The following is a 21453-nucleotide window of genomic DNA, read 5'->3' as shown; positions in this document are numbered from 1 at the left end:
ATAACAACAAACGTCGCCAAGAAACACTTAACGGCATGACCCCCAACGAATATGGGTGCCATGCCGTTAAGAAAAGTGCATAAGCATTTTAATTATTTAAGTTGTCTACTTGACACGGAGTAGTTCCATCACTGAGCACCTTTTTACTTGTGCCAAACAAAAAAACTATTGTTGTCTATGTATTAAAAGCATCAACAACAATAGTTTCAAACATTATTTAATTCTTTGAACAATTGCATTAGGGGCCGATAAATACGGCGTTACTTTAACGATTTTAAATTTATCCTGTTCCATATTTTGAAATGTAAAGGTAGTCCCAATCGGTGCTGAATTGACATTTGCATACGGCAATAGTGCATAATCCCGCTTGCGAATGGTTTTAAACTGCGATAAGTCGCGCAGTGCTCCATACTTTAATTTAGGTTGGAAGCCAGCCGGTGTATCGCTAATCTTAGCATCTTCAGCTGGACTCACAATAGCCACCGTTTTGAAATAAGTAAACGTTGAACTAAGCTGACTGACATACAAATAGCGGTTAGGATGCTGCTTTATAAATTGATTGATCTGATCAATATTTTGATAGCTAGCTTGTAAATAGTTATTTTGAACGCCTGCTGTAAAATATGTCGGCATATTTGCTGAACCATAATAAGCATGGACAAAAAGCAGCCCCAGTACGACTGGCAGTAAAACTATGGCTGCTCTTACCAGCCATACGCGAATAAACTGATAACTGTACCAAAAACCAAGCCCCACCAAAATCATTAATGGCAGATTGATAAAATTCCAGTGATTATAGTTTGGTTTAACGATCAACATCAGTGGCACAAAACTGACTAAGCTAATCACCACAAGATTTCTAAATATATTTAATCGTGAATCAGCCTGATGATAGGCAAAGATGCCCACTGGCAGTAATAGCAACAAGGCTGGATAAATCACGCCATAAGGTGCCAATGAATTCCAGGCAAGCCCATCGCTGCCCTTAATATATTGCTGTATACCAGCACCTAGGTTGGCAATAGCGATGTCAACAATATTAGGTGCATGAAAGTCGATAAAGGAAACGTTCCGATTATTGCTATAAGGTGGTAGCGTCCACCACAAGAAATGTTTAGCCGTTGTAATATGATAAATATTCGTATCGATGGCGAAGATAACTAAAGGCAAAACCAAAAGTACTGTTAAAACTAAGGCCATGCCAAGTTCCTGCCAGGTTAGTAATTTCTTAACGAAAGTATAAATCGCCAATATCAGTAAGAAAACCGGCAAATATAGCCAAGCCACTGAATAGCCGTATGCCGCAATGGCAATGAACGCTGTGCCTAAAAGTAACCAGCTCAGACGCCACTTTTTAGTCTGCGCCCGAAAGGCCAACATTAAGCCTTCAATCCCAAAAATTACCATGATTGGCGCAATATTACAATCTAACACCCAACGTGTCGAAATAAACAACCAAGGAGCCGTTATCAGCGTTAATTCTACCAACAGGCTGGCAGCGAAATGCTGTGCTAATTTACGAACTAACAAGCTTATGCTAAGGATCAGCAACAACGTAATGATCACAAAGGGTGCCCGAAATGCAGCGATTGAAAAGCCAAATAATTTGACAACTGGAACCACAAAGAAACTGTAAAGGATCGATTGACCCCCAAACGGACCTTGAAAGTAAAGTGGCCAGGAATAGCCGTGGGTATCTTGACCATAATCTGCCAAACTTTGGACCTCGTTAGCCAAAGCACTTTCATCAATAAATATATGAGGTACCGTCCCCAATTTGTAAAACAAAAAACAGCCATCAATGAGCAGTAAAAGCCCCATCAACGTGTAGCCTATTAACACATGGTGCCCCGTGAGACCAAGCTTATGCTTCATTTTGATTGAGCTTTCTTCGTTGAACTATCTCAAAACCTAGAATTACCAGACCAATTAACGTTAAACCAAAGGCTAAATAAGTCAGCAGTGTTGGGATATATCTAACGGTCACCACATTCTGGTTTTTTGCAGTTGTTAAAACCAGCGTGTGGTCATCGGCAACTTGATAAGGCACTTGATGTCCATTCAACCGTACTTGATAATTATGCCCATAAATCAAGAAAGGTAAATCCACCAGGGCTTGTTTGGGCGCAGAAAAATGATAGGTCATACCATTCGGTTGACTAGTAATATGATTAAACGTCTTAAGCTCACCATTAATCATCCCTAGGTGCATCTTGATCATATTCGCATTAGGGACAGTTGCTGCTGGCCAATAGTCTACCATATCGTGGTAACCCAACATATTATGATAATTCGCCTGGTTGACTTTGAAGGTAACTCCGCCATTCGTTCGGGGTACTGGCCGTATTGCTGTACTCAAATAATTCAATTCTGGCAGTGTTTGGGCAGACTTCACCCAATTATTAAAGCCAATCGTTGCGGGTAAAATCAATAATACCAGTGGTAAGACCAATGTCCAGCTTGGCAATTTCTTTAGAACTAGGTCGATCACATAGGCTAAAACGATCATCAAGAAGAACATTGCAAAGATCAAAAAGCGATAAGGGAATTGAATGATTGCCACTTGAGAGTTTTGCCAATCTTGCCAAGGAACTAATTTTGTTCCTAGCATTAATAACACTAACCCGATAATATAAGTGACCCGATATGTTAAAGGTAGTTTTACAATGAAAACAAGGCCTAAAACGACTGCTATTAAACCAATCAAACCAATATTAAAACTGGTTAATTGGACATGTAACGACTGTGTAACCAGATCATGAAGCGATGCCGAAAATTGGTTTAGCTGAAAGGTAAACGGCTTTTGCATGGTCACTCGGGTCCCAAATTTAAGTGCTGGCAGCCAATAACAAGCAGTTAAAAGTACAGTCAACACTCCTGCCTTGCCCAAGGAGAACAAGCGCTTTTTCTCTCGATAGAACTTCAAAGCATTTGCCAAGCTACATAGCAACACTAAGATGCCGACAAAAATAAAGCTAAGGACATGACATAAAAAGATCAACGTCAGACCAATAGCTAAGCTGTACCAATGTTGCGCATCGCGCCGCAATACTTCATAAGTTCCTAGGAATACCAATGGTAGAAAAGTAATTGCCCAACTTTCCCCAAAAACAAAGCTGCCATACATCACAGTAATCCTAGTAATCGAGAAAGCATAAGCTACCGCAAAAATGAGTGCTTGCCGTCTAGAACCAGAAAAACGTGCAATGGCAAAATAACCCAGCGTCAGCGTCAAAAAAGTCTGGATCGCTAAAGTTAGATATAGTGCCGTCACTGGATTATGCAAAATTAATTGTAAAATTGCACTGAGATACACTGGCAAGCCAGGGTACATGGCATTAACGGGCACCCCAACATTGCTAAAAGTATATGTATTAATAAAAGGTACTAAATTACCGTGTTTTAAGTTTTGCGCTACTTCAGCAATACGCTGCGCATGAAACTGCAGATCCCCATAGGAATATAACTGGCCCGTTTTCAAACCCGGCCAAACACTTAGCCAACTCAAAAAAATAAAGAGCAAGCCCAACAGTAATGTGGCAACATAAGTACGATTTGTATTTGTTTTTTTAGTTTCTGTCATTATTTTCCACCGCCAATCGATTGACTCGTCAGCTGATTATTCTTGAATTCAAAGTGATATTTTTGGCTTGATTGGCCAGCATATGTCAATTTAGACTCTAATTGATTGGTCAAGGTTGAAGCCTGATAATCTGTGGGATAGCCCAATCGCTGCATCACAATGCTTTCATTCAACTGTGCTTTAGGCGTATCAGCTAATGTATGAATCAACGTGCCCTTTAATCGAGAACGGTCCACCCCTGAAAGGGATTTTTCAACGACTTGCTCTTGCCAAACACCAAAACGCATCGTTTGATACATTGCTCGCGCCGTATTCGGGTGCCAAATATAAGTGGTGATCGTTACGTTTCCGCCGTTGACAGCCTTATTTTCAGCAATAACCTTAGTAGGCTTGCCAAATCTTTGTTGCAAAAGATTACGATTGAAATCTCCGGTATTCACGTTTTGACCAACTTGAGTACTAAAAAAGTTTGTAATATCTTGCTGGGTCTTAACGCTTTGACTGGTGTGCTCAACTTTGCTTAACTGCTGCGTCTGAGTAATACCTAGAAAAATAGCAATAAGTAGAATCAAGCCGATTAAGCTGCTGCGAACAACCGCCATCCTGTCTTGCCAAAGTAGTTTTCGCAGCCAAAAAAGGCTTTTATTTGTCTGGTCCAATTTGATTCCTCCCAATAAATAATAATACACTACCTAAAATAACATTATTGTAATTTCTGGTTGCAATGTTCGCCACGATAAAAATCAGAACAGTCCTATTTTATAACACTTATCTTTCCTGATACACTAAATAATGCAATAGCAGCCCCACCACTTGGTACCCTAATGCTAACAGACACACGCCAAACCAAGCAGCGTGTTCCCAAGCCAAGGTGCCTAGTAGTGACCCAGACGCGCCACCAATGAAATAACTAAACATGAAAACAGTATTGTTCCGGTTACTAACGGCTTCACCCAGGTTTTGTACCCGTGTCTGGTTCGCTACTTGACCGCATTGGTTGCCCACATCGAGCAAAATAATGGCAACGATCAATGCCGCAAGATGTTGTCCTAATACTAGTAATAATAAAAAGCTCAGCGTTTGTAATACTAGACCGATGCCAACAATCTTACGGGGTGCCATTTCATCTGCAAAACGACCAATGATTGGCGCTGCTAAAGCGCCACCAGCCCCAAGCAAAGCCAACAAGCCAACCATCCCACTCCCCTGATGGTATTGCGCTGCAATATAGAAAACCAGGGTCGACCAAAAAATACTGAACGTGCCAAACATGAGAAAGCCGTTGATTGCTGACTCTCGTAAAACTGGCTGTTTTTTGACCAAACCTGGCATTGAACGAACAGCATCTAAGTAATTGCGCTGATGTAATGGTTGATCTTTCGGCAGCATTTTACTCAAAAATGCCACTAAAATCAGGATCATCAAAACAGCAATCAAGTAGACATAGCGCCAAGGCATATAATTGCTCAAGATACCACTAAAAGTTCGAGAAACTAATATCCCGATCAATAAACCGCCTAGTAGTGTTCCCATAACTTGACCACGACGTTCGGTACCTGCTAAAACCGCCCCATAAGGAATAATAATTTGTGGGACGATCGACAAAAGACCAATTAAAAAACTAACAGAAATGAAACTTATAAAATTGGGTGCAAAAAAAGCAGCCAATAAAGATAAACTGGATAGTAACGCCATTCTAATGATCAATTTATAACGGCTGACCACATCGCCCAGCGGCACCAAAAATAATAAACCAAGGGCGTAACCAAACTGCGTGACGGTTGAAACGGCGCCAACTTGACCAACAGAAATATGAAATGACTGCGCCACTAAATTACCAATTGGCTGAACATAATACATATTTGCCACGACGACACCACAAGCAATTGCCATGATTAAAATCAGTTGGCGTGACAACTTTGGCCGCGTATTCTTACGATTCACATAATCCCTCCAACAAAAAAACTTCATCACCTATGATAAGCTGGAATTTACAAATTTACCAAACTTTCTTATGATCTTTATATTAATGTTTGGAGGAAATTATGAAAATTTTTTATAGCATACTCATCGGTTATTTCCTGGGCAATTTTCTTTTTGCCTATGTTATTTCTTATCTGAAAACGGGGCAAAGCCCAACTACCTTTGGCTCTGGAAATCCCGGTACAGCTAATGTAGGCGCTGTTCTAGGTAAACAATACGGTATCCTAGTTCTAATTTTTGATCTAGCAAAAACCGTTCTGGCTATGTGGTTAAGTTATCTGCTTTTCCCGGCATTAGGCCGAATGGTGATCCTATATGCCGGGCTTGGTGTAACTTTGGGCCATAATTTCCCTATTTGGCTTAAATTTAAAGGTGGTAAAGGCGTGGCTGTTGCCGTGGCCATTGTTTTACTCTATAACCCACTCTGGGGTCTAGTTAGCTTATTAGTTGCTTTAGCATTGTTATTAGTGACCCAGTACTTAGCTTTGGGCGGCATTGCTATCTTACTAGCAGATACAATTTTGGGACTATTTTTTTACCCGAAAAGCGCTTGGATCATTTTATTACTACTAACGCTTATCATGATTTTTCGCTTCTGGTCAGATCTTGTGGACATTCGCTACCAGCGCGCCAAAAAAGTTGATTTATTGAAACGGTTTAGAAAATAGTAGTCCCCCCTGAGTGTGAGTGGTTATCTAATTGATAACCGTTTTCATTTACCCATAAATTTTGTTATACTTTGAGCAACTCATCGCATTATTTCCCCCAAGAAAGAGGTGCTGTCTTTATGACAAAAATACTTGATTTGAATCAATCAGTCTATGACCTCGTTAAAGCATATCCTGAAGTCATAGACGTTTTATATAATATCGGTCTAAAGGATATCAAGAAACCTGGCATGTTAAATACAGCCGGCCGCTTCATGACCATTCCAAAGGGCGCTGCTTTGAAGAAAGTGCCCCTGGCTGAAATCATCACTAAGCTACAAGACCAAGGATTTGAGGTGATCAACCATGCCAACAACTGATGAACTTCATAACAGTGCCTACCGGCAGAAAAAAATCGTTGAAATCTTAAAAATGTTGCATGAAGGCGGGAAGTTTGAAGACGCCAAACGGATTTTTGATGAAACTTTTTCCAGTGTTGATGTGTCTGAAATCACTTCGGCAGAACGGGAATTGATTGCCACTGGCTTAAATCCGATGGAAATTCAAAATCTTTGTAATGTACATGCTTCTGTTTTTAAAGGCGCTATCAAAAACGATCAAGCCCCCTCTAAAGCAGAAGATACCCCGGGGCACCCCATCGCAACCATGAAATTAGAAAATATGGTTCTTACTTCTTTATTAGATGATGAATTACTGCCAGTATTGAAGCGGTGGCAGCAAAGTCCTGACAGCAGCGACCAGGATGTCATGCACGATCCAAACGAAGATCAAGCTAAGCGCGACACCGCTTATTTGAAACGAATCCAAAACGCACTGAAAGACCTCATGACCATCGATCATCACTATGCTCGCAAAGAGAACTTAATTTTTCCATTGATGGATAAATATGGCATCACAGCGCCACCTAAAGTCATGTGGGGCGTGGATGATGAAATTAGAGGCTGGATCAAAGCTGCTTACCAACTCTCAGTTCAAGAGCCTACCCCGGCGAAATATGATTTAGAAGCAGCAATCGAAAAAGCCAACAAAGAGATTCAAGAAATGATTTTTAAAGAAGAACAAATCATGCTGCCCATGGTAGATGAGGTCTTTACGCCTGACGATTGGGGAATGATTGCAGCGGAGAGTAAAGAAACTGGTTATACGCTAATTCCCGAACCATTGCCCTGGCAGCCTACCGATGCGGATCGCGCCGAAGCTGCCAAACGTAAACCTTCCAAACTCGCCAAAGAACTTAACGAAATGGCCTTAGCCATGCAAAAAGAAGATGAGGCTAAACGGCAAGTGAAAGTTACCGAAACTGCTAATTCAGCTACCGAGACTAAAACAGCAACGGCTGAAACGGCGCCAAAACCGAAGCTAAAACAACAGCGCCATGTCCGCGATAAGCAAGCTCGGCAACAGCTCAAAGATAAAGCTTATATCCAAATTGATGAAAATAGTCCCGCTAAGATCAATTTTCCAACCGGAACCATGGACTTAGCCCAGTTGACCAACGTGCTGTCTGTTCTACCAGTGGATGTCACGTTTGTGGATGATCAGGATATTGTTCGCTGGTTCTCTGATAATGGTGATCGTGTCTTTCCACGTACTAAAGCTGTAATCGGTCGTGCTGTTGTTAACTGCCATCCTCCTAAAAGCATGGATAAAGTACAGAAAATTCTAGATGATTTTCGGGACCACAAAAATGACCACGCTGACTTCTGGATCAACCTTCATGGCGAAAAATTTGTCTATATTCGTTACTTTGCCGTCCGTGACAACGACGAAAATTACTTAGGCTGTTTAGAAGTTTCTCAAGACGTAACCGAAATTCGTAACCTTGAAGGCGAAAAAAGGTTATAATACTTTCATACATCAAAATATTGTGACATTTGGGGTGCCCCTCGGCTGAGATCAAACCCATTGAACCTGATGCAGTTAATACTGCCGCAGGAAAATGCCAACGAACAGACTTTAAGCGATGCTTTCAGTCGCTTTACGTTAAGTGCATATAAAAAAACCGGGGTAAAAGTAAACTTTTACTTCGGTTTTTTTATACGGGGCGGGAGACAAAAGGCGTTCAATACCTGAGTACTAACAAGAATTGCGAAAAATGGGGGCTTGCCATTTGAGCCATTCGTGGTTAGGTGAGGGTGTTGCCTTTTGGAACAAATTTAAAATTTAATTGTTCGCAAGCAAATAGATGGCAAAGACTCTGCCAAATGATTCACCCAGTGTCGCAACAGGAGGTTTTTTTATGTTTACAGAGATTGCTTTAGCTCAAGCGCGTCCTTACTGGGATGGCAGTTTTACACATCCTTTTATCAAAGAATTGGTTACTGGCGACTTAGCTAGTACTGCCTTTCGCTACTACTTATTGCAGGATCGCTATTATCTAGAACATTTTAGTAAGATCCACTTATTGATTGCCCAACAGAGTAATGATCCTGATGTGAAGGCCCTAATGTACCAAAGTGCCAATAACCTAGCCGATGGTGAACAAATGGTGCGTCATGATTTCTTCCAAGAGTTACAAATCAAGTCGACGGAAATCGCTCAAACCCCAATAGCGCCTACAGCTTATCATTATGTTTCCCATATGTACCGACAATTAGTAGAACATACACCGAATGTCGCTTTGGCTAGCTTGTTGCCTTGTGCTTGGCTCTATCAAGCGATCGGCCAGCGCTTAGCTACCAAGGGCTCCCCGAATCAACTCTATCAGCGTTGGATCGACACTTATGCTAGCGATGAATTAACCGAATCCGTCCAAACTTTTAAACAAATTATCAATCAAGTTTATGCGGATCCTAAAACCACCCCTGCAGAACAACAGGAAATGGTCGATGCTTTTGTGATCAGCAGCGCCATGGAATACAACTTCTGGGGCATGGCTTATGAGCTGGAAACCTGGCCTAGTGATGCAAAAATACAACCTCAGTCAGCTAAACCTCAATAAAGCTGCCGATCACTGGCTGCTTTAAAAGCGTCAAAAGCTTTGATCGTTACGTCACGCTGTTCCTGTTTAAGATCTAAAACAGTCGCATCTTGGGCATCGTGTTTGATGAAATCATAAATAAAATCATCACGAAATCCAATTTCAGCCGCGTCTTTCGCAGTATTTCCGTAATAAACTTTTTTAATATTGGCCCAAATGATAGCCCCCAAACACATGGGACATGGATAACAAGATGTGTAAAGTACACAGCCGGTTAAGTCATGCGTCCCTAACTTTTGGGTGGCTTTTCTAATGGCCGTAATTTCAGCGTGGGCTGTGGGATCATGATCGACTAATACTTGATTGTGTGCTTGAGCAATGATCTGGTCATCTTTGACAATCACACAGCCAAAGGGACCGCCATCTCCAGTTTTCAGATTTTGTTCAGCTGCTTGAGCTGCTAATAACATATAATCTTGTGCCATAATTATCCCCCAATTATTTTCTTTTTTGCCTGCATATAGGCCTGCTTCGTGACACTATCAAAAGCGACTAAGCGGACTTGGTGAACAACTGCCGCTTGGGTCAAAAAATCTTTGATTGTTTGAACGGCAATCTCAGCTGCTTGATCGAGCGGAAAGCGGTAAACCCCCGTACTGATCGAGGGAAAATCCACGGTCTTACACTGATGTTGCTCTGCTTGCACTAGACTATGCCAATAACTATTGCGCAACAGCTGGGCTTCATTTTGTTGACCACCATGCCAAACCGGGCCAGGTGTATGGATAATATACTTAGCTGGCAAGCGAAACCCAGGTGTGGTTTTGGCTTCGCCCGTGGGACAACCGTTTAGTTTGCGACAAGCCGCATCTAGTTCTGGACCAGCTGCCCGGTGGATCGCCCCATCAACACCACCACCACCCAATAAAGAGGTATTGGCTGCATTCACGATGGCATCTACCTGACTTTTAGTAATATCTCCTTGAATCACTTGAAAATCAATCATTCTAACACTTCCTTAGCGATTACTGTAACTACTGCTACTATTCGCAGTACTGTTATCTGAAGCGGTACTTGTTCCAGCATCAATCGTCACATCTGGCGCACTGCCGCCATAACTCCGAATTTGATTCATGATATCGATCAACTTTTGCCGTTCCTGTTCTTTATCACTATCATTATTTTGATACGCCGTCCGGGTCTTTTGTAGCTGTGTCGTATACTGACTGCGTAAACCGGCAAGAATTTGCTGCCGCTGTTGATCTTTCTCCTGTTCGACCTGAGCCTTTTGGGCATTCAAGGCTGACTGACGACTATTTTCTTTCTCTTGATCTAAAGTCGCTTTTTGAACATTCAATGTTTTTTGTAATTGTAGGATCTGCTGATCAAAGGCTTGTTTGGCTTTCATATGACGAACTTTTTGATTCTTATAGCGGACTTGCTGCAGCTTATCCAAATACTGCCCATATTCTGAGGCCTTGGTCATTTGACTTGGATCAAAACTATTAATAGCCTCTCGTACGACCTGTTCGCGGCGCTGTTCTTCAGCTTTAGATAAATGATAGATCAGTCGATAATCTAAATTAGCCAAACGATTCTTATTGGCAGCCACTTGTTGGGCAATAAACGTCGTCATGGCATTGTCAATAATGTCCGCAGGCGTTTGTTTCTTGGACTCTTTCGTTGCCGTCAGATCATCGCCTTTTTTGATGATCGTGCTGGGCATTGGAAAGTCAGTTTGAGGCTCTTTTAAGTCGCTGACTAAGAACTGGCCAACATTCTTAAATACCTGCATCGGCAGGTTGGTCTCAGCCTCAGTCAAAGACTGGGGTTTGTCATAACCGACCCAAGTTGCCACCGTAAACTCAGGTGTCATACCGACAAAGTAAACATCCTTATTATCATCAGTGGTACCGGTTTTACCAGCTGTATAGGGAAAATTGTCTAGAGCTGCGGGTTTCCCTGTCCCATTTTTGACCACTGATTGCATGGTGTTAAGCATCATATAGCTGGCATTTTCAGTATAGACTGGCACTTTAGAGTGGGCATTTTGATAAATCATACGGTGCTGCCCAGTATCATAAATTTCTGAGATATTGGTTGGTTGAATAAAATCGCCACCGCGGGCAAAACTACTATACCCCGAAGCCATTTCCGTGGTCGTTACCCCGTGGCTATACCCCCCGATCGCAATAATAGGGTTGCGATCTTCAGGCGTGATCGAGCTAAAGTCCATCTTAGCCAAATCATCGTAAAAGGTGCGGTTCGTATCCGACAAAGCTAATTTGAAAGCCACTGTATTGATTGATTGCTCTAAAGCATAACGCAGCGTCACCGGCCCCTTATATCCGGTATACCAGTTTTTGACGGCAGAGTTAGCCACCGGTCCATCCACGACGACGCTTTGGGGTGTGTAACCCCGTTCAAACGCCGGCGCATACGCTGTCAATGGCTTAGAAGCAGATCCTGGCTGTCGTGGCGCCGCAAAAGTCCGGTTCAGGTGGTCGCCATCTGTCGTTCGACCGCCGATCACAGCCAGAACATTCCCCGTTTTATTATCTACGACAGTACTAGAAACTTGAGGTTGCAGTTTACCATCAGCCGACCGAGTGTTATAGCCTGTAAAAGTTTTTTGAACCTGCTGCTGAACTTGATTTTGTAAATTTTGATCGATGGTTGTTTTGATCGTATAACCGCCATTTAAAATCTGACCTTGATAGGTTTTATAGGCTTGATTGTAAGACTCATCATAACGCTTTTGAGCGGCATCATTAGCAAAACTGTATTTAAATACAAAACCATGCGCGCGCATAACTTCTTCAACCGTATTGTTGATGGCCGCTGATAAGGCATAGTTTGAACTAATGTCATTATCATAGGTAAAATCATGTATCTTCAACGATAACGGCGTTTTTAGTGCTTGATTAAATTGCTTAGTCGTAATCAACTTCTGCTGATGCAAGACCATTAACACGGTATCACGGCGCTGTTTTGCCGCTTGCGGATGAACTAGGGGATCATACAGTACTTGATTATTAGGCAAACCGATCAACAGCGCCAATTCAGGTAAAGTCAGCTCTTTTTGATTTTTGGAAAAATAATATTCCGCGGCACTGCCGATGCCATACGTCCCATGGCCTAAATAAACATCATTCAAATAAAATTCCAGCAGTTCATGTTTGGTAAATTTCTTCTCTAGCTGCTGAGCAATGACCATCTCTTTTAGCTTTCGTGTAGGCGATTGCGTCTGATCTTTTAAGACAATATTTTTGACCAATTGCTGGGTCAAAGTGGACCCGCCTTGAACTTGGTGATAGAGCAAAAACTGAAAGCCCCCACGAATAATAGCGTAAGGATCAACCCCATGATGCTCATAAAACCGCTTATCTTCCACAGCTACAAGCCCTTTGGTCAGCATCGGATTGATCTTTTTGTATGTGATATACGTTGATTGGGTATGCGTCAAAGTCTTCATAACGGTCCCGTTACGATCCAACACTTTGGTCGGTTGTTTTGGATAAAAGGAATTCTTAGTGACAGTTTTACTCAGTGCAAAACCATCCGCAATTGCTTGTTTATATGTTGCGCCGTGTGTGTGCCAAAACCAGCCTGCCCCTAGGATTACCAACGCATAAAGCGTAGCTACTACAATCCAAAAAGCACGCCATCCTGGTCGAAGCTTATGTCGTTTTTCATTTGGCGCCATTGTTTTCGCCTTGCGTTTAGCCAAATCACGTGCCTCCTAAATCAAATAACTGCAAATACCATGCCACTGTTCACCGCACCGATCAGACCACTGATCGAACTTGAAGAAACACGTACAACATTTTCACTGCTTAAGCTGCCACTGGTAATAAAGCCTAATTGTCCGCCGCTAGCGACCAAAATTGAACTACTTAAGGCTGGCTGATTCTTAAGCCAAAATACAGGTGTGGCACTATTAAAGTCACTCGTTGAATTATCTGCGTCCTGATATTGACTTGGTGGGGTCGTAAAGTAGGTCCCAAATTGACTACTATCTGGATCCGTAATGACGCCTGCATCTGCTCCAGGGCTTTGAATCGTGGCCCGAATCCGGTAAGTTCCTGTATCCAGATTATTATTCACAACGCTATAACGACTGCCAGAAACGTTATAAACCGAGCCTGAACGTTGTGCAATAAAAATTGAATTTGCATCTGAGTCTAAGACTAGTAACCGGCTTGCCGTAATACCGGCGTCATTTAATGCTTGTGTCAAAGCATTGCTTGAGACAGAGCCACTGCTGCTACTTGGGTTTCGATCGTTTGTTGGCTCATCTCGACTATTGCCGCTATCGATTGTTACCTTAGCTGGCGTATAGGGTACAGTCAATGGGGCATTCTTAAAATCTTCGATTGCCTTTTTATCTGCGGCTGCTTGGTTTTGATTCTTTTCTTTTTGCAATTCAGTGAAACTGGCATCCATTGCTTTGATTGGTTGGCGCCAATGAGCGATGATCTTGCGATTCTTTAACAATCGGTAATAAACATCAGCCTCAGAGACTTTTTCCTGAGTCAGCTGCTGTTTATCCTGTTGAAAAGTCTGATACACCTGCCCAATGAATTGATTGCCATCATTGGTTTGTGCCACCCAAACTTGTACCGTATCTAACCGATTTTTTTGTCTTTGATAAACCGTTTGATTTTTCTCTTTTAGTAAGCGTTGATCTAGCCGATTCAATTGCGCAACGTTAACCCCATCACGATAATAATTTTTGCCGTCCATCAACCGATCTAAATCATGATCTCGTTGTTGGCGCGCTGTATAATCCTGAAGCAGCTGCTTTACTTTTTGCCGATTCGTCGGTGTCAATAACCAGGACCAGTGTGCTTGGTCCGTGCGAACCCGTTGTATCGTGTGTGCGGCAACATTCGTTTTTAAGAATCGCTGTCGATCTACTGTGGCATATTGAGCTTCAACTTTATGCCGGATGTGGACATTTGTATAGCCCCAACCAGCGGCACTCCCCAATGTAACAGCCACCAACGCAAATAAGGACCATAAAATGATCCGTTTAATTTTTTTCTGATGTTTTTTTCGACTTAGACTCTTCGCTTGCCGAGTTGACATTGCTTCAGTTTCCATGAATGATGCAAACTCACTTTCTCAGCGTTTTGTACTATAATTATAAGGTTAAATTATGTATTTTTAAATTCAGTTGCAAGGTTAAATACTTTAGTAAATAATAGCATTAGTTCCCATATTCTATTTATTATAATCTATTTTGAGGTTTATTTTGAAAAAACATCGCAAACTTTTTAGGATTCTTGGCATCATATTTGGCAGTCTGATCATTATTATTGGCCTACTCTTTGCTTTTCGACGGCCACTGTTAAATCATGCCCAAAAATTTTTAACAGCGCAAACCATTCCTTTTAATTGGATCGTTGACCCTAATCATGTAGCAAACGGGCTAGACGTTCCAGAAGTCAATCTAAGCGTCACGCAAATGGATGACGTCAAAAAAGATGCCCTGAAAGTCGTCGACAATATCAATAATGACTTCAGTGTGGCTAAGCAAAACTATACTTTTTTAACTGGGAAACAAGCACGACAACTGGATCGTTGGGTCCATAGTAAGCCCCATCAATATATCTATAGCTTTACCCCGGTGGCTTTTGGCCGCACCAACACTGGAAATTATGTTCTCGTCAGTGCCAATCGTTACGACGATACAACGACGATTGTCTCATACCGTTACCGCGTATACTATAACGCACAAAACGCCATTACCAAAACAGTTTACATGAGTACTGTTAAGCACAATACCCCACCAAAATTTGTCTTTGCACAGGCACCTGTGGGCACAGATGGCGTCTCCACGGCAACTAACTTTACCGAAAGAATTAAAAACATTTTGTCTAAGAGCAGTGCCTTTGATAATAATAATGGTAAATTGGCCCAATATCGAGGCCTAGCGGAGCAATTGAACTTAGCCACTGATAGCGCCCCAGCGTTACAAAAATATTTACAAGTCAGCAACACAGATTTCCAAAATACCGCCATCATTGGCTATGAACTAACCGATGTCCCTCGCGTCACGCGCTTCTTCTTAGTCTCCGGAACCAACCGTCATAAAACTTATTTCACGCTAACTTACGATCGAGACCAAGAAGGCTTTACCAAATTCCAAAGAGGCCTGATCAACGCCAATGAACAAAAATAGAGCGTGAAAAAGGGCGTTCAGCGACTGAGCACTAACGAGGATGGCGATAAATGGTGCCTTTGCCATTTGAGACATTCGCAGTTAGGTGAAGGCGTTGCCCTTTGGAACGTGTTTAAATTAGAGCGCGAGTAAAGCTGGTTAGCTTTGGAGCACTAACCGAATTATGCCGATGAAGCATCAGCTTCAGCAAATAATTAAGGTTAGGTGACAAAGTTAGCTTTACGAACGTGTTTAGAGCGTGACAAAGGGCATTCAGCGACTGAGCACTAACGAGGATGACGATAAATGGTGTCTTTGCCATTTGAGACATTCGCAGTTAGGTGAAGGCGTTGCCCTTTGGAACGTGTTTAAATTAGAGCGCGAGTAAAGCTGGTTAGCTTTGGAGCACTAACCGAATTATGCCGATGAAGCATCAGCTTCAGCAAATAATTAAGGTTAGGTGACAAAGTTAGCTTTACGAACGTGTTTAGAGCGTGACAAAGGGCATTCAGCGACTGAGCACTAACGAGGATGACGATAAATGGTGTCTTTGCCATTTGAGACATTCGCAGTTAGGTGAAGGCGTTGCCCTTTGGAACGCGTTTAGAGCGTGAACATCATCGGCTAGTTTTCGGGCACCACCACAAATAAAGTCATTACTGAAGCACAATAACTTCAGGTAATGGCTTTTTTATATGCCCTGATTTAAAAGTTTAGAAAATAAATTTCCATCGATTTTCTTTGATTTAAAAGTAATTTTTAATGAAAATCACAATTTTAGCGGGTGAAATAATTTGATTTAGATTAGAAAAATGATATATTGATGATATGTTAGTATACATTACATTCAAAGGGGGCGCCGATAATTGACCGATTATCACTTTTTCCAACTAAGTGAATCTAGCTTGATGCTCATTTACCCCAATAAAATCGATGTTCGCGAAAATACATTTATTCAACAATTAGCTCAGACGCTACAGCACACAACTGAAATATCTGGTATTACGAGTGTCATTCCTGGTTATGCGACCTTAACAATTAACTTTGACTTGCTTCAAATTGATCAAGCCACACTCCAAACACAACTCACTAAGCAAATGAATCTTCTGGAAACAACTGTAACTGCAACTCAGCGCATCATTGATATTCCGGTTTGCTACGATGAAGCCTTTGGTCCTGATTTGCAAGCTGTGGCAGACTTTGGTCATTTAACGATCGCCGATTTGATTCATTTGCATACCCAACAAACTTATTTCATCTTCATGTTAGGCTTTCTACCGGGATTCGCTTACATGGGTTCGGTACCCGATCAAATCGCCATGCCCCGCCTAGCCACGCCACGAAAGGCATTAGCAGCTGGCAGTGTCGGCATCGCCGGAAAACAAACCGGCTTTTATCCTGTTGTTTCGCCAGGTGGTTGGCGGCTGCTTGGACGCACGCCTTTGAAATTATACGACCCGCAAAATCCACGACCACGTTATCATGCGGGAGATTATATTCATTTCTACAGTATTGACCGTCATGACTTTGATGAAATTTATCAAGCTGACCGCGCCGATGCTTTTAAACTCCAAATTCATCAGAGAATAGGCGACCACTCATGAATACAATTGAAATCTTACATCCCGGCTTGTTTACGACCATTCAAGATATTGGCCGGCCAACCCATCAGATCGAGGGCTTCTCTGAATCTGGTGCAATGGATCAGTTAGCTTATCAAATTGGTAACTTACTTTTGAATAATCCCAACGACGCTGCGGCCTTAGAATATACAGGCATCGCTCCTGACCTCTTGTTCCATACTGAGACTTTTATCGCCATTACCGGCGCCAAACTAAGTCAACCCTCACTAAACCAACAGCCGATCCAGCAAAATACCGTTTATGCCGTCCATCAAGGCGACCAACTTAACTTAGGACCAATTACAGCTGGACGGTTTGGCTATTTAACAATTGCTGGCGGTATCCAAACACCTAAAGTTCTAGACAGTCGCGCAACCACTCTGAAAGCACAAATTGGCGGACTCGCAGGCCGAACCTTACGTGCCCATGATCAGCTGCCGATCTTACCAGTCCAAACATTGACCAGTCTGGAGTATCGTCATCTTGCTTGGCATGCCTTACCAGCAACACAGCCCATTCGGCTTTTGCCCGGGCCGCAATGGTCCCAATTTACTAAACAAGCACAGACACAATTTTTGAACCAAACTTATACCATTACCAACCAAACGGATCGTATGGGCTATCACTTAACTGGTAAGCCGATCGCCACGCCTACTACGAACCTGCTTTCTCAGGGAACCGCTTTTGGTAATATTCAAATCACCCGCAACGGCGACCCCGTCGTCTTGTTGGCTGATCGACAAACCACTGGTGGGTATCCAGTGATTGCTACGATTGCAGCTGTTGATCGGCACCGGTTCGTTCAAAATGCCCCTCAAGCTAAAATTCACTTTCAGCTATTGACTGTTACTCAGGCAACCGCACTATGGCGTACGCAGCAGCAAAATTTACAAGCGTTGACCCAAAGTTTTCACGCCATGAAATATCAACCACCCATCAGTCCACAGCGTATTGCCGCGCAAAAAATCACGTCCATGATCCAGGTTACCGATTAAATGCTATTTATATTTTGGAGGTGCCTATTTTGAAAAAAGTGCTAATTGCTAATCGGGGCGAAATTGCCGTTCGTATCATTCGAGCCTGCCACGAATTAGGCTTAAAAACCGTCGCTGTCTATGCCACGGCGGATGCCCAAGCGTTACATGTCCAGCTCGCTGATGAAGCTGTTTGTATTGGTCCTGCCGATCCACAAAAAAGCTATCTCAACCAACCAAACATATTAGCAGCTGCAGCTAACACTCAGGCTGACGCCATCCACCCAGGTTATGGCTTTCTATCTGAAAATGCTGACTTTGCGGCCACCTGCAACGATTCTGGTTTTACTTTTATTGGTCCAACAAGCCAAGTGATGCAACAGATGGGCGAAAAATCCCGTGCTCGGGCCACAATGCAAGCTGCTGGTGTGCCGATCACGCCTGGAAGCGACCATGAATTCACCACACAAACAGAAGGTCTAGCTGCCGCAAAAAAGATCGGCTATCCGGTTATGCTTAAAGCCAGTGCTGGCGGTGGCGGTAAAGGGATGCGCGTCATCCAATCTGAAGCTGAGTTCAAAGCACAATTTGATTTAGCTCAAAGCGAAGCTATCAATGCTTTTGGCGACCGCGAAATGTACTTAGAAAAATACTTAGCTCAACCACGACACATTGAAGTTCAAATCGCCGCTGATCAATTTGGCCAAGTCGCTATCCTTGGCGAGCGGGACTGCACGATTCAACAGCATCACCAAAAAGTGATCGAAGAGGCGCCAGCAGCAAAATTAGACGCCGCAACGCGCAAGATGATGTACACCGTGTCAGCGAACGCGGTCAAAGATATCGGTTATGTTGGCGTTGGCACCTTGGAATTTCTTTACAACGGTCCTAAGCAATTCTACTTCATGGAAATGAACACGCGCATTCAAGTGGAGCATCCGATTACAGAATTAACGACAACAACAGACTTAGTCCAATTACAGCTGCAAATTGCGGCTGGACGGCCGTTACCTTTCCAAACAACGTTTATCCAACCCCAACGCTATGCCATTGAATGCCGCGTCAATGCCCTTTCTGCTGGTCAGGTCACGGCGCTACACCTACCTGCTGGCAATGGGGTTAGGGTCGAAACCGCCTTATATCAAGGTTATCGCGTGCCACCTTACTATGATGCCATGATTGCTAAAATCATCGTTTTAGCTGATACCCGCCAACAAGCCCTAGCAAAAATGCGAGTAGCTTTAGACGAAACTGTGATCGCTGGCATCCACACAAATTTAGACTTTCTCATGCAATTGATTCAAGAACCAGCTTATATCGCCAATCAAACGAACATTAATTGGTTAGACCAGTTGACCCAGCCAGCCATACAGCAAACTGTTTTTACCGAAGTTTAATAATTTTAAGGAGTGTCGCTTTATGAAAATTGATTTAAATAGTGATTTGGGCGAAAGTTTTGGCCATTATCAGCTTGGACACGATCCCGAAGTCATCCAATTAGTTTCCTCGGTTAATATTGCTTGCGGTTACCATGCTGGCGATCCTGACGTGATGGCGCACACCGTTCAACTAGCCGAAACAGCTGGCGTAGCAATTGGTGCCCACCCTGGCTTTCACGACTTACAAGGCTTCGGGCGGCAACGTTTCGATCTTCCTGCTGAAGAGATCCATAATATGGTCAAGTATCAAATTGGCGCATTACAGGCATTCACTAAAACAGGCCAGCTGCATCACGTCAAACCGCATGGTGCCTTATATAACATGGCTGGGCAAGACCATGACATTGCTTTAGCGATTTGTACGGCCATTCAAGAAGTTGACCCCAACTTGCCCATCTATGGCTTAGCCCAAAGCCAGCTCATCGCCGCTGCTAAAGAGATTGGCTTGCCCTACGCAGAAGAAGTTTTTGGCGATCGTAACTATCAAGCTAATGGCGCGCTCGTGCCCCGCAGTCAAAATAATGCAGTGCTGACAGACCCTAAAGCAATCGCTCAGCGAACAGTAAATATGGTACAACAGCAAGCTGTGACCGCAGTTACTGGTGAACAGGTCACATTAAAAACAGATACACTCTGCGTTCATGGTGATAATGGCGCTGCGCTTGAAATCGTTAAAGCTATCCGTGCAGCTTTTGCACAGGCAAATATTGAAATTATTCGTTTCTAGGCAATACCTTCGAAAGGATGCATGCCCATGTTAAGAAATGCCAAGAATACTGAAGTTGAGACTACAACCCCATTAACGCCCGAAACAATTGCAGCTCGGAAACGCAAACGCAGTATTGCCATGGGCGCTGCCTTTTTGATGGCGATGGCGGCTGTTGGCCCTGGTTTCCTAACTCAAACAGCGATGTTTACCGGTCAAATGGGGGCAAATTTTGGTTTTGCCATCTTACTTTGTATCATCGCTGATGTGATCGTCCAGCTAAATGTTTGGCGCATCATCGTGGTCAGTGGTCAAAAAGCCCAAGTCATTGCCAATGAACTTTTCCCCGGCTTAGGTTACGTTTTATCTGGTATCGTGGCCTTAGGTGGACTGTTTTTTAACATTGGCAATATTGGCGGTGCTGGTCTAGGTCTGAACGTACTCTTTGGTATCTCCCCCGAAAATGGGGCAATTATTGCGGCCGCAATTGCTTTGGCGATTTTTGTCGTGAAAAATGCCCTAAGAACCATGGACCGTGCTGTTCAAATTTTAGCAGTCGTAAAAGTGGCTATTTTGATTTATATTATTTGGATCATGGCTGTCCCTTACCAAACAGCTGTGCAGCATGCCTTTATGCCTACTAAAATCGACTTTTATTCAATTGTCACGATCATCGGCGGCACCGTTGGCGGCTATATTTCTTTTTCAGGTGGGCATCGTCTCCTAGAAGGCGGTCTTAAAGGTAAAGAAAATATTCGTTATGTCAACGAAGGTGCCCTGACCGGTATTGGACTCGCTTCCGTTATCCGAATCATGCTTTTCTTAGCTGGCCTAGCAGTTGTTATGACCGGATATAAACTCGCCCCCTCCAACCCAGCTGCTTCTATTTTCCAATATGCCGCCGGTAATTTTGGTTACAAGTTCTTTGGGCTACTCCTATTTGCGGCTGGTATGACTTCTACATTAGGCGCGACTTTTACTTCGGTTTCTTTTCTGCAGTCAGCCACTCCCCAAACAGCTACTGTTAAAGAAGAAAAGACCCGTAAATGGCTTATCGTCACCTTCATTCTTTTTTCCACAGCGGTTTTTTACTTTATCGGTAACCCGGCAAAAGTCTTAGTCTTTGTGGGTGCTTTGAATGGGTTTGTTTTACCAATCGCTCTAGCAATATTGTTGCTGGCCGCTAATAAGGCAAAAATTGTCGGTAATTATACACACCCGCGCTGGTTGACCGTCACCGGCTGGCTAGTTGTCTTATTCATGACCTACGCCAGTATCAACACGGTCATTAACCTGATCAAATAAGTGTCACAAAAAATTAGCATTGAAATAGCAGTTTTTACAACGCCTTACAATCTTAGGTAACCCTAGACTACCGATTGTAGGGCTTTT

18 protein-coding genes and 1 riboswitch are annotated in these 21453 nt (G+C 43.0%); of the genes, 10 read left to right on the top strand and 8 right to left on the bottom strand.

The features are described 5' to 3' along the window. Positions 1 to 213: 213 nt before the first annotated feature. From FHQ08_RS04290 to FHQ08_RS04275, 4 genes are all read right to left on the bottom strand, one after another. Entirely contained in the window at positions 214 to 1875 is a 1662-nt protein-coding gene (locus tag FHQ08_RS04290; protein WP_230913159.1) for a hypothetical protein, read from the bottom strand. Continuing rightward, positions 1865 to 3583, bottom strand: a complete 1719-nt coding sequence (locus tag FHQ08_RS04285) for a 6-pyruvoyl-tetrahydropterin synthase-related protein (protein ID WP_230913158.1) — start codon at positions 3581 to 3583, stop codon at positions 1865 to 1867. The genes FHQ08_RS04290 and FHQ08_RS04285 overlap by 11 nt, the downstream gene beginning before the upstream one ends. Continuing rightward, complete coding sequence (locus tag FHQ08_RS04280) at positions 3583 to 4242, bottom strand: hypothetical protein (protein ID WP_230913157.1); 660 nt, start codon at positions 4240 to 4242, stop codon at positions 3583 to 3585. Before FHQ08_RS04280 ends, FHQ08_RS04285 begins: the two co-directional genes overlap by 1 nt. Before the next feature lie 109 nt (positions 4243 to 4351). Continuing rightward, positions 4352 to 5476 (bottom strand): MFS transporter, encoded by a 1125-nt coding sequence (locus FHQ08_RS04275; protein ID WP_230913165.1) that lies wholly within the window; start codon positions 5474 to 5476, stop codon positions 4352 to 4354. Between the two features lie 152 nt (positions 5477 to 5628). Here FHQ08_RS04275 and FHQ08_RS04270 point away from each other — a divergent pair, with 152 nt between their 5' ends. From FHQ08_RS04270 to tenA, 4 genes are all read left to right on the top strand, one after another. Then, the gene (locus FHQ08_RS04270) at positions 5629 to 6234 is read left to right on the top strand and encodes a glycerol-3-phosphate acyltransferase (RefSeq protein ID WP_230913156.1); all 606 of its coding nucleotides are present in this window, start codon (positions 5629 to 5631) and stop codon (positions 6232 to 6234) included. Between the two features lie 119 nt (positions 6235 to 6353). After that, the gene (locus tag FHQ08_RS04265) at positions 6354 to 6593 is read left to right on the top strand and encodes a DUF1858 domain-containing protein (RefSeq protein WP_230913155.1); all 240 of its coding nucleotides are present in this window, start codon (positions 6354 to 6356) and stop codon (positions 6591 to 6593) included. Continuing rightward, on the top strand, positions 6580 to 8079 hold the full coding sequence (locus tag FHQ08_RS04260; RefSeq protein WP_230913154.1) for a DUF438 domain-containing protein: 1500 nt from the start codon (positions 6580 to 6582) through the stop codon (positions 8077 to 8079). Before FHQ08_RS04265 ends, FHQ08_RS04260 begins: the two co-directional genes overlap by 14 nt. A 20-nt stretch (positions 8080 to 8099) precedes the next feature. Beyond that, positions 8100 to 8189, top strand: a riboswitch (TPP riboswitch). A 284-nt stretch (positions 8190 to 8473) separates the two neighbouring features. Next, on the top strand, positions 8474 to 9175 hold the full coding sequence (gene tenA, locus FHQ08_RS04255; RefSeq protein ID WP_230913153.1) for a thiaminase II: 702 nt from the start codon (positions 8474 to 8476) through the stop codon (positions 9173 to 9175). Here the strand turns inward: tenA and FHQ08_RS04250 are convergent. Genes FHQ08_RS04250 through FHQ08_RS04235 form a run of 4 tightly spaced genes read right to left on the bottom strand, consistent with a single transcriptional unit; the run spans position 9169 to position 14260 of the window. Further along, positions 9169 to 9642, bottom strand: a complete 474-nt coding sequence (locus tag FHQ08_RS04250) for a nucleoside deaminase (RefSeq protein ID WP_230913164.1) — start codon at positions 9640 to 9642, stop codon at positions 9169 to 9171. The genes tenA and FHQ08_RS04250 overlap by 7 nt on opposite strands. After that, positions 9642 to 10160: an O-acetyl-ADP-ribose deacetylase gene (locus FHQ08_RS04245; protein WP_230913152.1), complete on the bottom strand. Its 519-nt coding sequence runs from the start codon at positions 10158 to 10160 to the stop codon at positions 9642 to 9644. The genes FHQ08_RS04250 and FHQ08_RS04245 overlap by 1 nt, the downstream gene beginning before the upstream one ends. A gap of 12 nt (positions 10161 to 10172) precedes the next feature. Then, positions 10173 to 12884 carry a transglycosylase domain-containing protein gene (locus FHQ08_RS04240; RefSeq protein ID WP_230913151.1) on the bottom strand — a complete coding sequence of 904 codons (2712 nt, stop codon included), beginning with the start codon at positions 12882 to 12884 and terminating at the stop codon, positions 10173 to 10175. A gap of 17 nt (positions 12885 to 12901) precedes the next feature. Then, the gene (locus FHQ08_RS04235) at positions 12902 to 14260 is read right to left on the bottom strand and encodes a hypothetical protein (RefSeq protein WP_230913150.1); all 1359 of its coding nucleotides are present in this window, start codon (positions 14258 to 14260) and stop codon (positions 12902 to 12904) included. Between the two features lie 151 nt (positions 14261 to 14411). Here FHQ08_RS04235 and FHQ08_RS04230 point away from each other — a divergent pair, with 151 nt between their 5' ends. The 6 genes from FHQ08_RS04230 (at position 14412) to FHQ08_RS04205 (ending at position 21366) form a co-directional block, all read left to right on the top strand. Next, positions 14412 to 15341, top strand: coding sequence for a hypothetical protein (locus tag FHQ08_RS04230; RefSeq protein WP_230913149.1), 930 nt, complete (start codon positions 14412 to 14414; stop codon positions 15339 to 15341). A gap of 845 nt (positions 15342 to 16186) precedes the next feature. After that, a complete protein-coding gene (gene pxpB, locus FHQ08_RS04225) occupies positions 16187 to 16924 on the top strand; it encodes a 5-oxoprolinase subunit PxpB (protein WP_230913148.1) in 738 nt (245 codons plus the stop codon). Beyond that, positions 16921 to 17937 (top strand): 5-oxoprolinase subunit C family protein, encoded by a 1017-nt coding sequence (locus tag FHQ08_RS04220; protein ID WP_230913147.1) that lies wholly within the window; start codon positions 16921 to 16923, stop codon positions 17935 to 17937. The genes pxpB and FHQ08_RS04220 overlap by 4 nt, the downstream gene beginning before the upstream one ends. Before the next feature lie 29 nt (positions 17938 to 17966). Further along, positions 17967 to 19313: an acetyl-CoA carboxylase biotin carboxylase subunit gene (locus FHQ08_RS04215; RefSeq protein ID WP_230913146.1), complete on the top strand. Its 1347-nt coding sequence runs from the start codon at positions 17967 to 17969 to the stop codon at positions 19311 to 19313. A gap of 22 nt (positions 19314 to 19335) precedes the next feature. Continuing rightward, positions 19336 to 20082 (top strand): LamB/YcsF family protein, encoded by a 747-nt coding sequence (locus tag FHQ08_RS04210; RefSeq protein WP_230913145.1) that lies wholly within the window; start codon positions 19336 to 19338, stop codon positions 20080 to 20082. 120 nt (positions 20083 to 20202) lie between these two features. Beyond that, positions 20203 to 21366 (top strand): NRAMP family divalent metal transporter, encoded by a 1164-nt coding sequence (locus FHQ08_RS04205; RefSeq protein ID WP_230913163.1) that lies wholly within the window; start codon positions 20203 to 20205, stop codon positions 21364 to 21366. Positions 21367 to 21453 lie beyond the last annotated feature (87 nt).

The organism is Agrilactobacillus fermenti (assembly GCF_021030645.1).
Taxonomy (GTDB): Bacteria; Bacillota; Bacilli; order Lactobacillales; family Lactobacillaceae; genus Agrilactobacillus; species Agrilactobacillus fermenti.
Note: the sequence above shows the minus strand (reverse complement) of the source record. Positions and strands in the feature narration are given on the sequence as shown.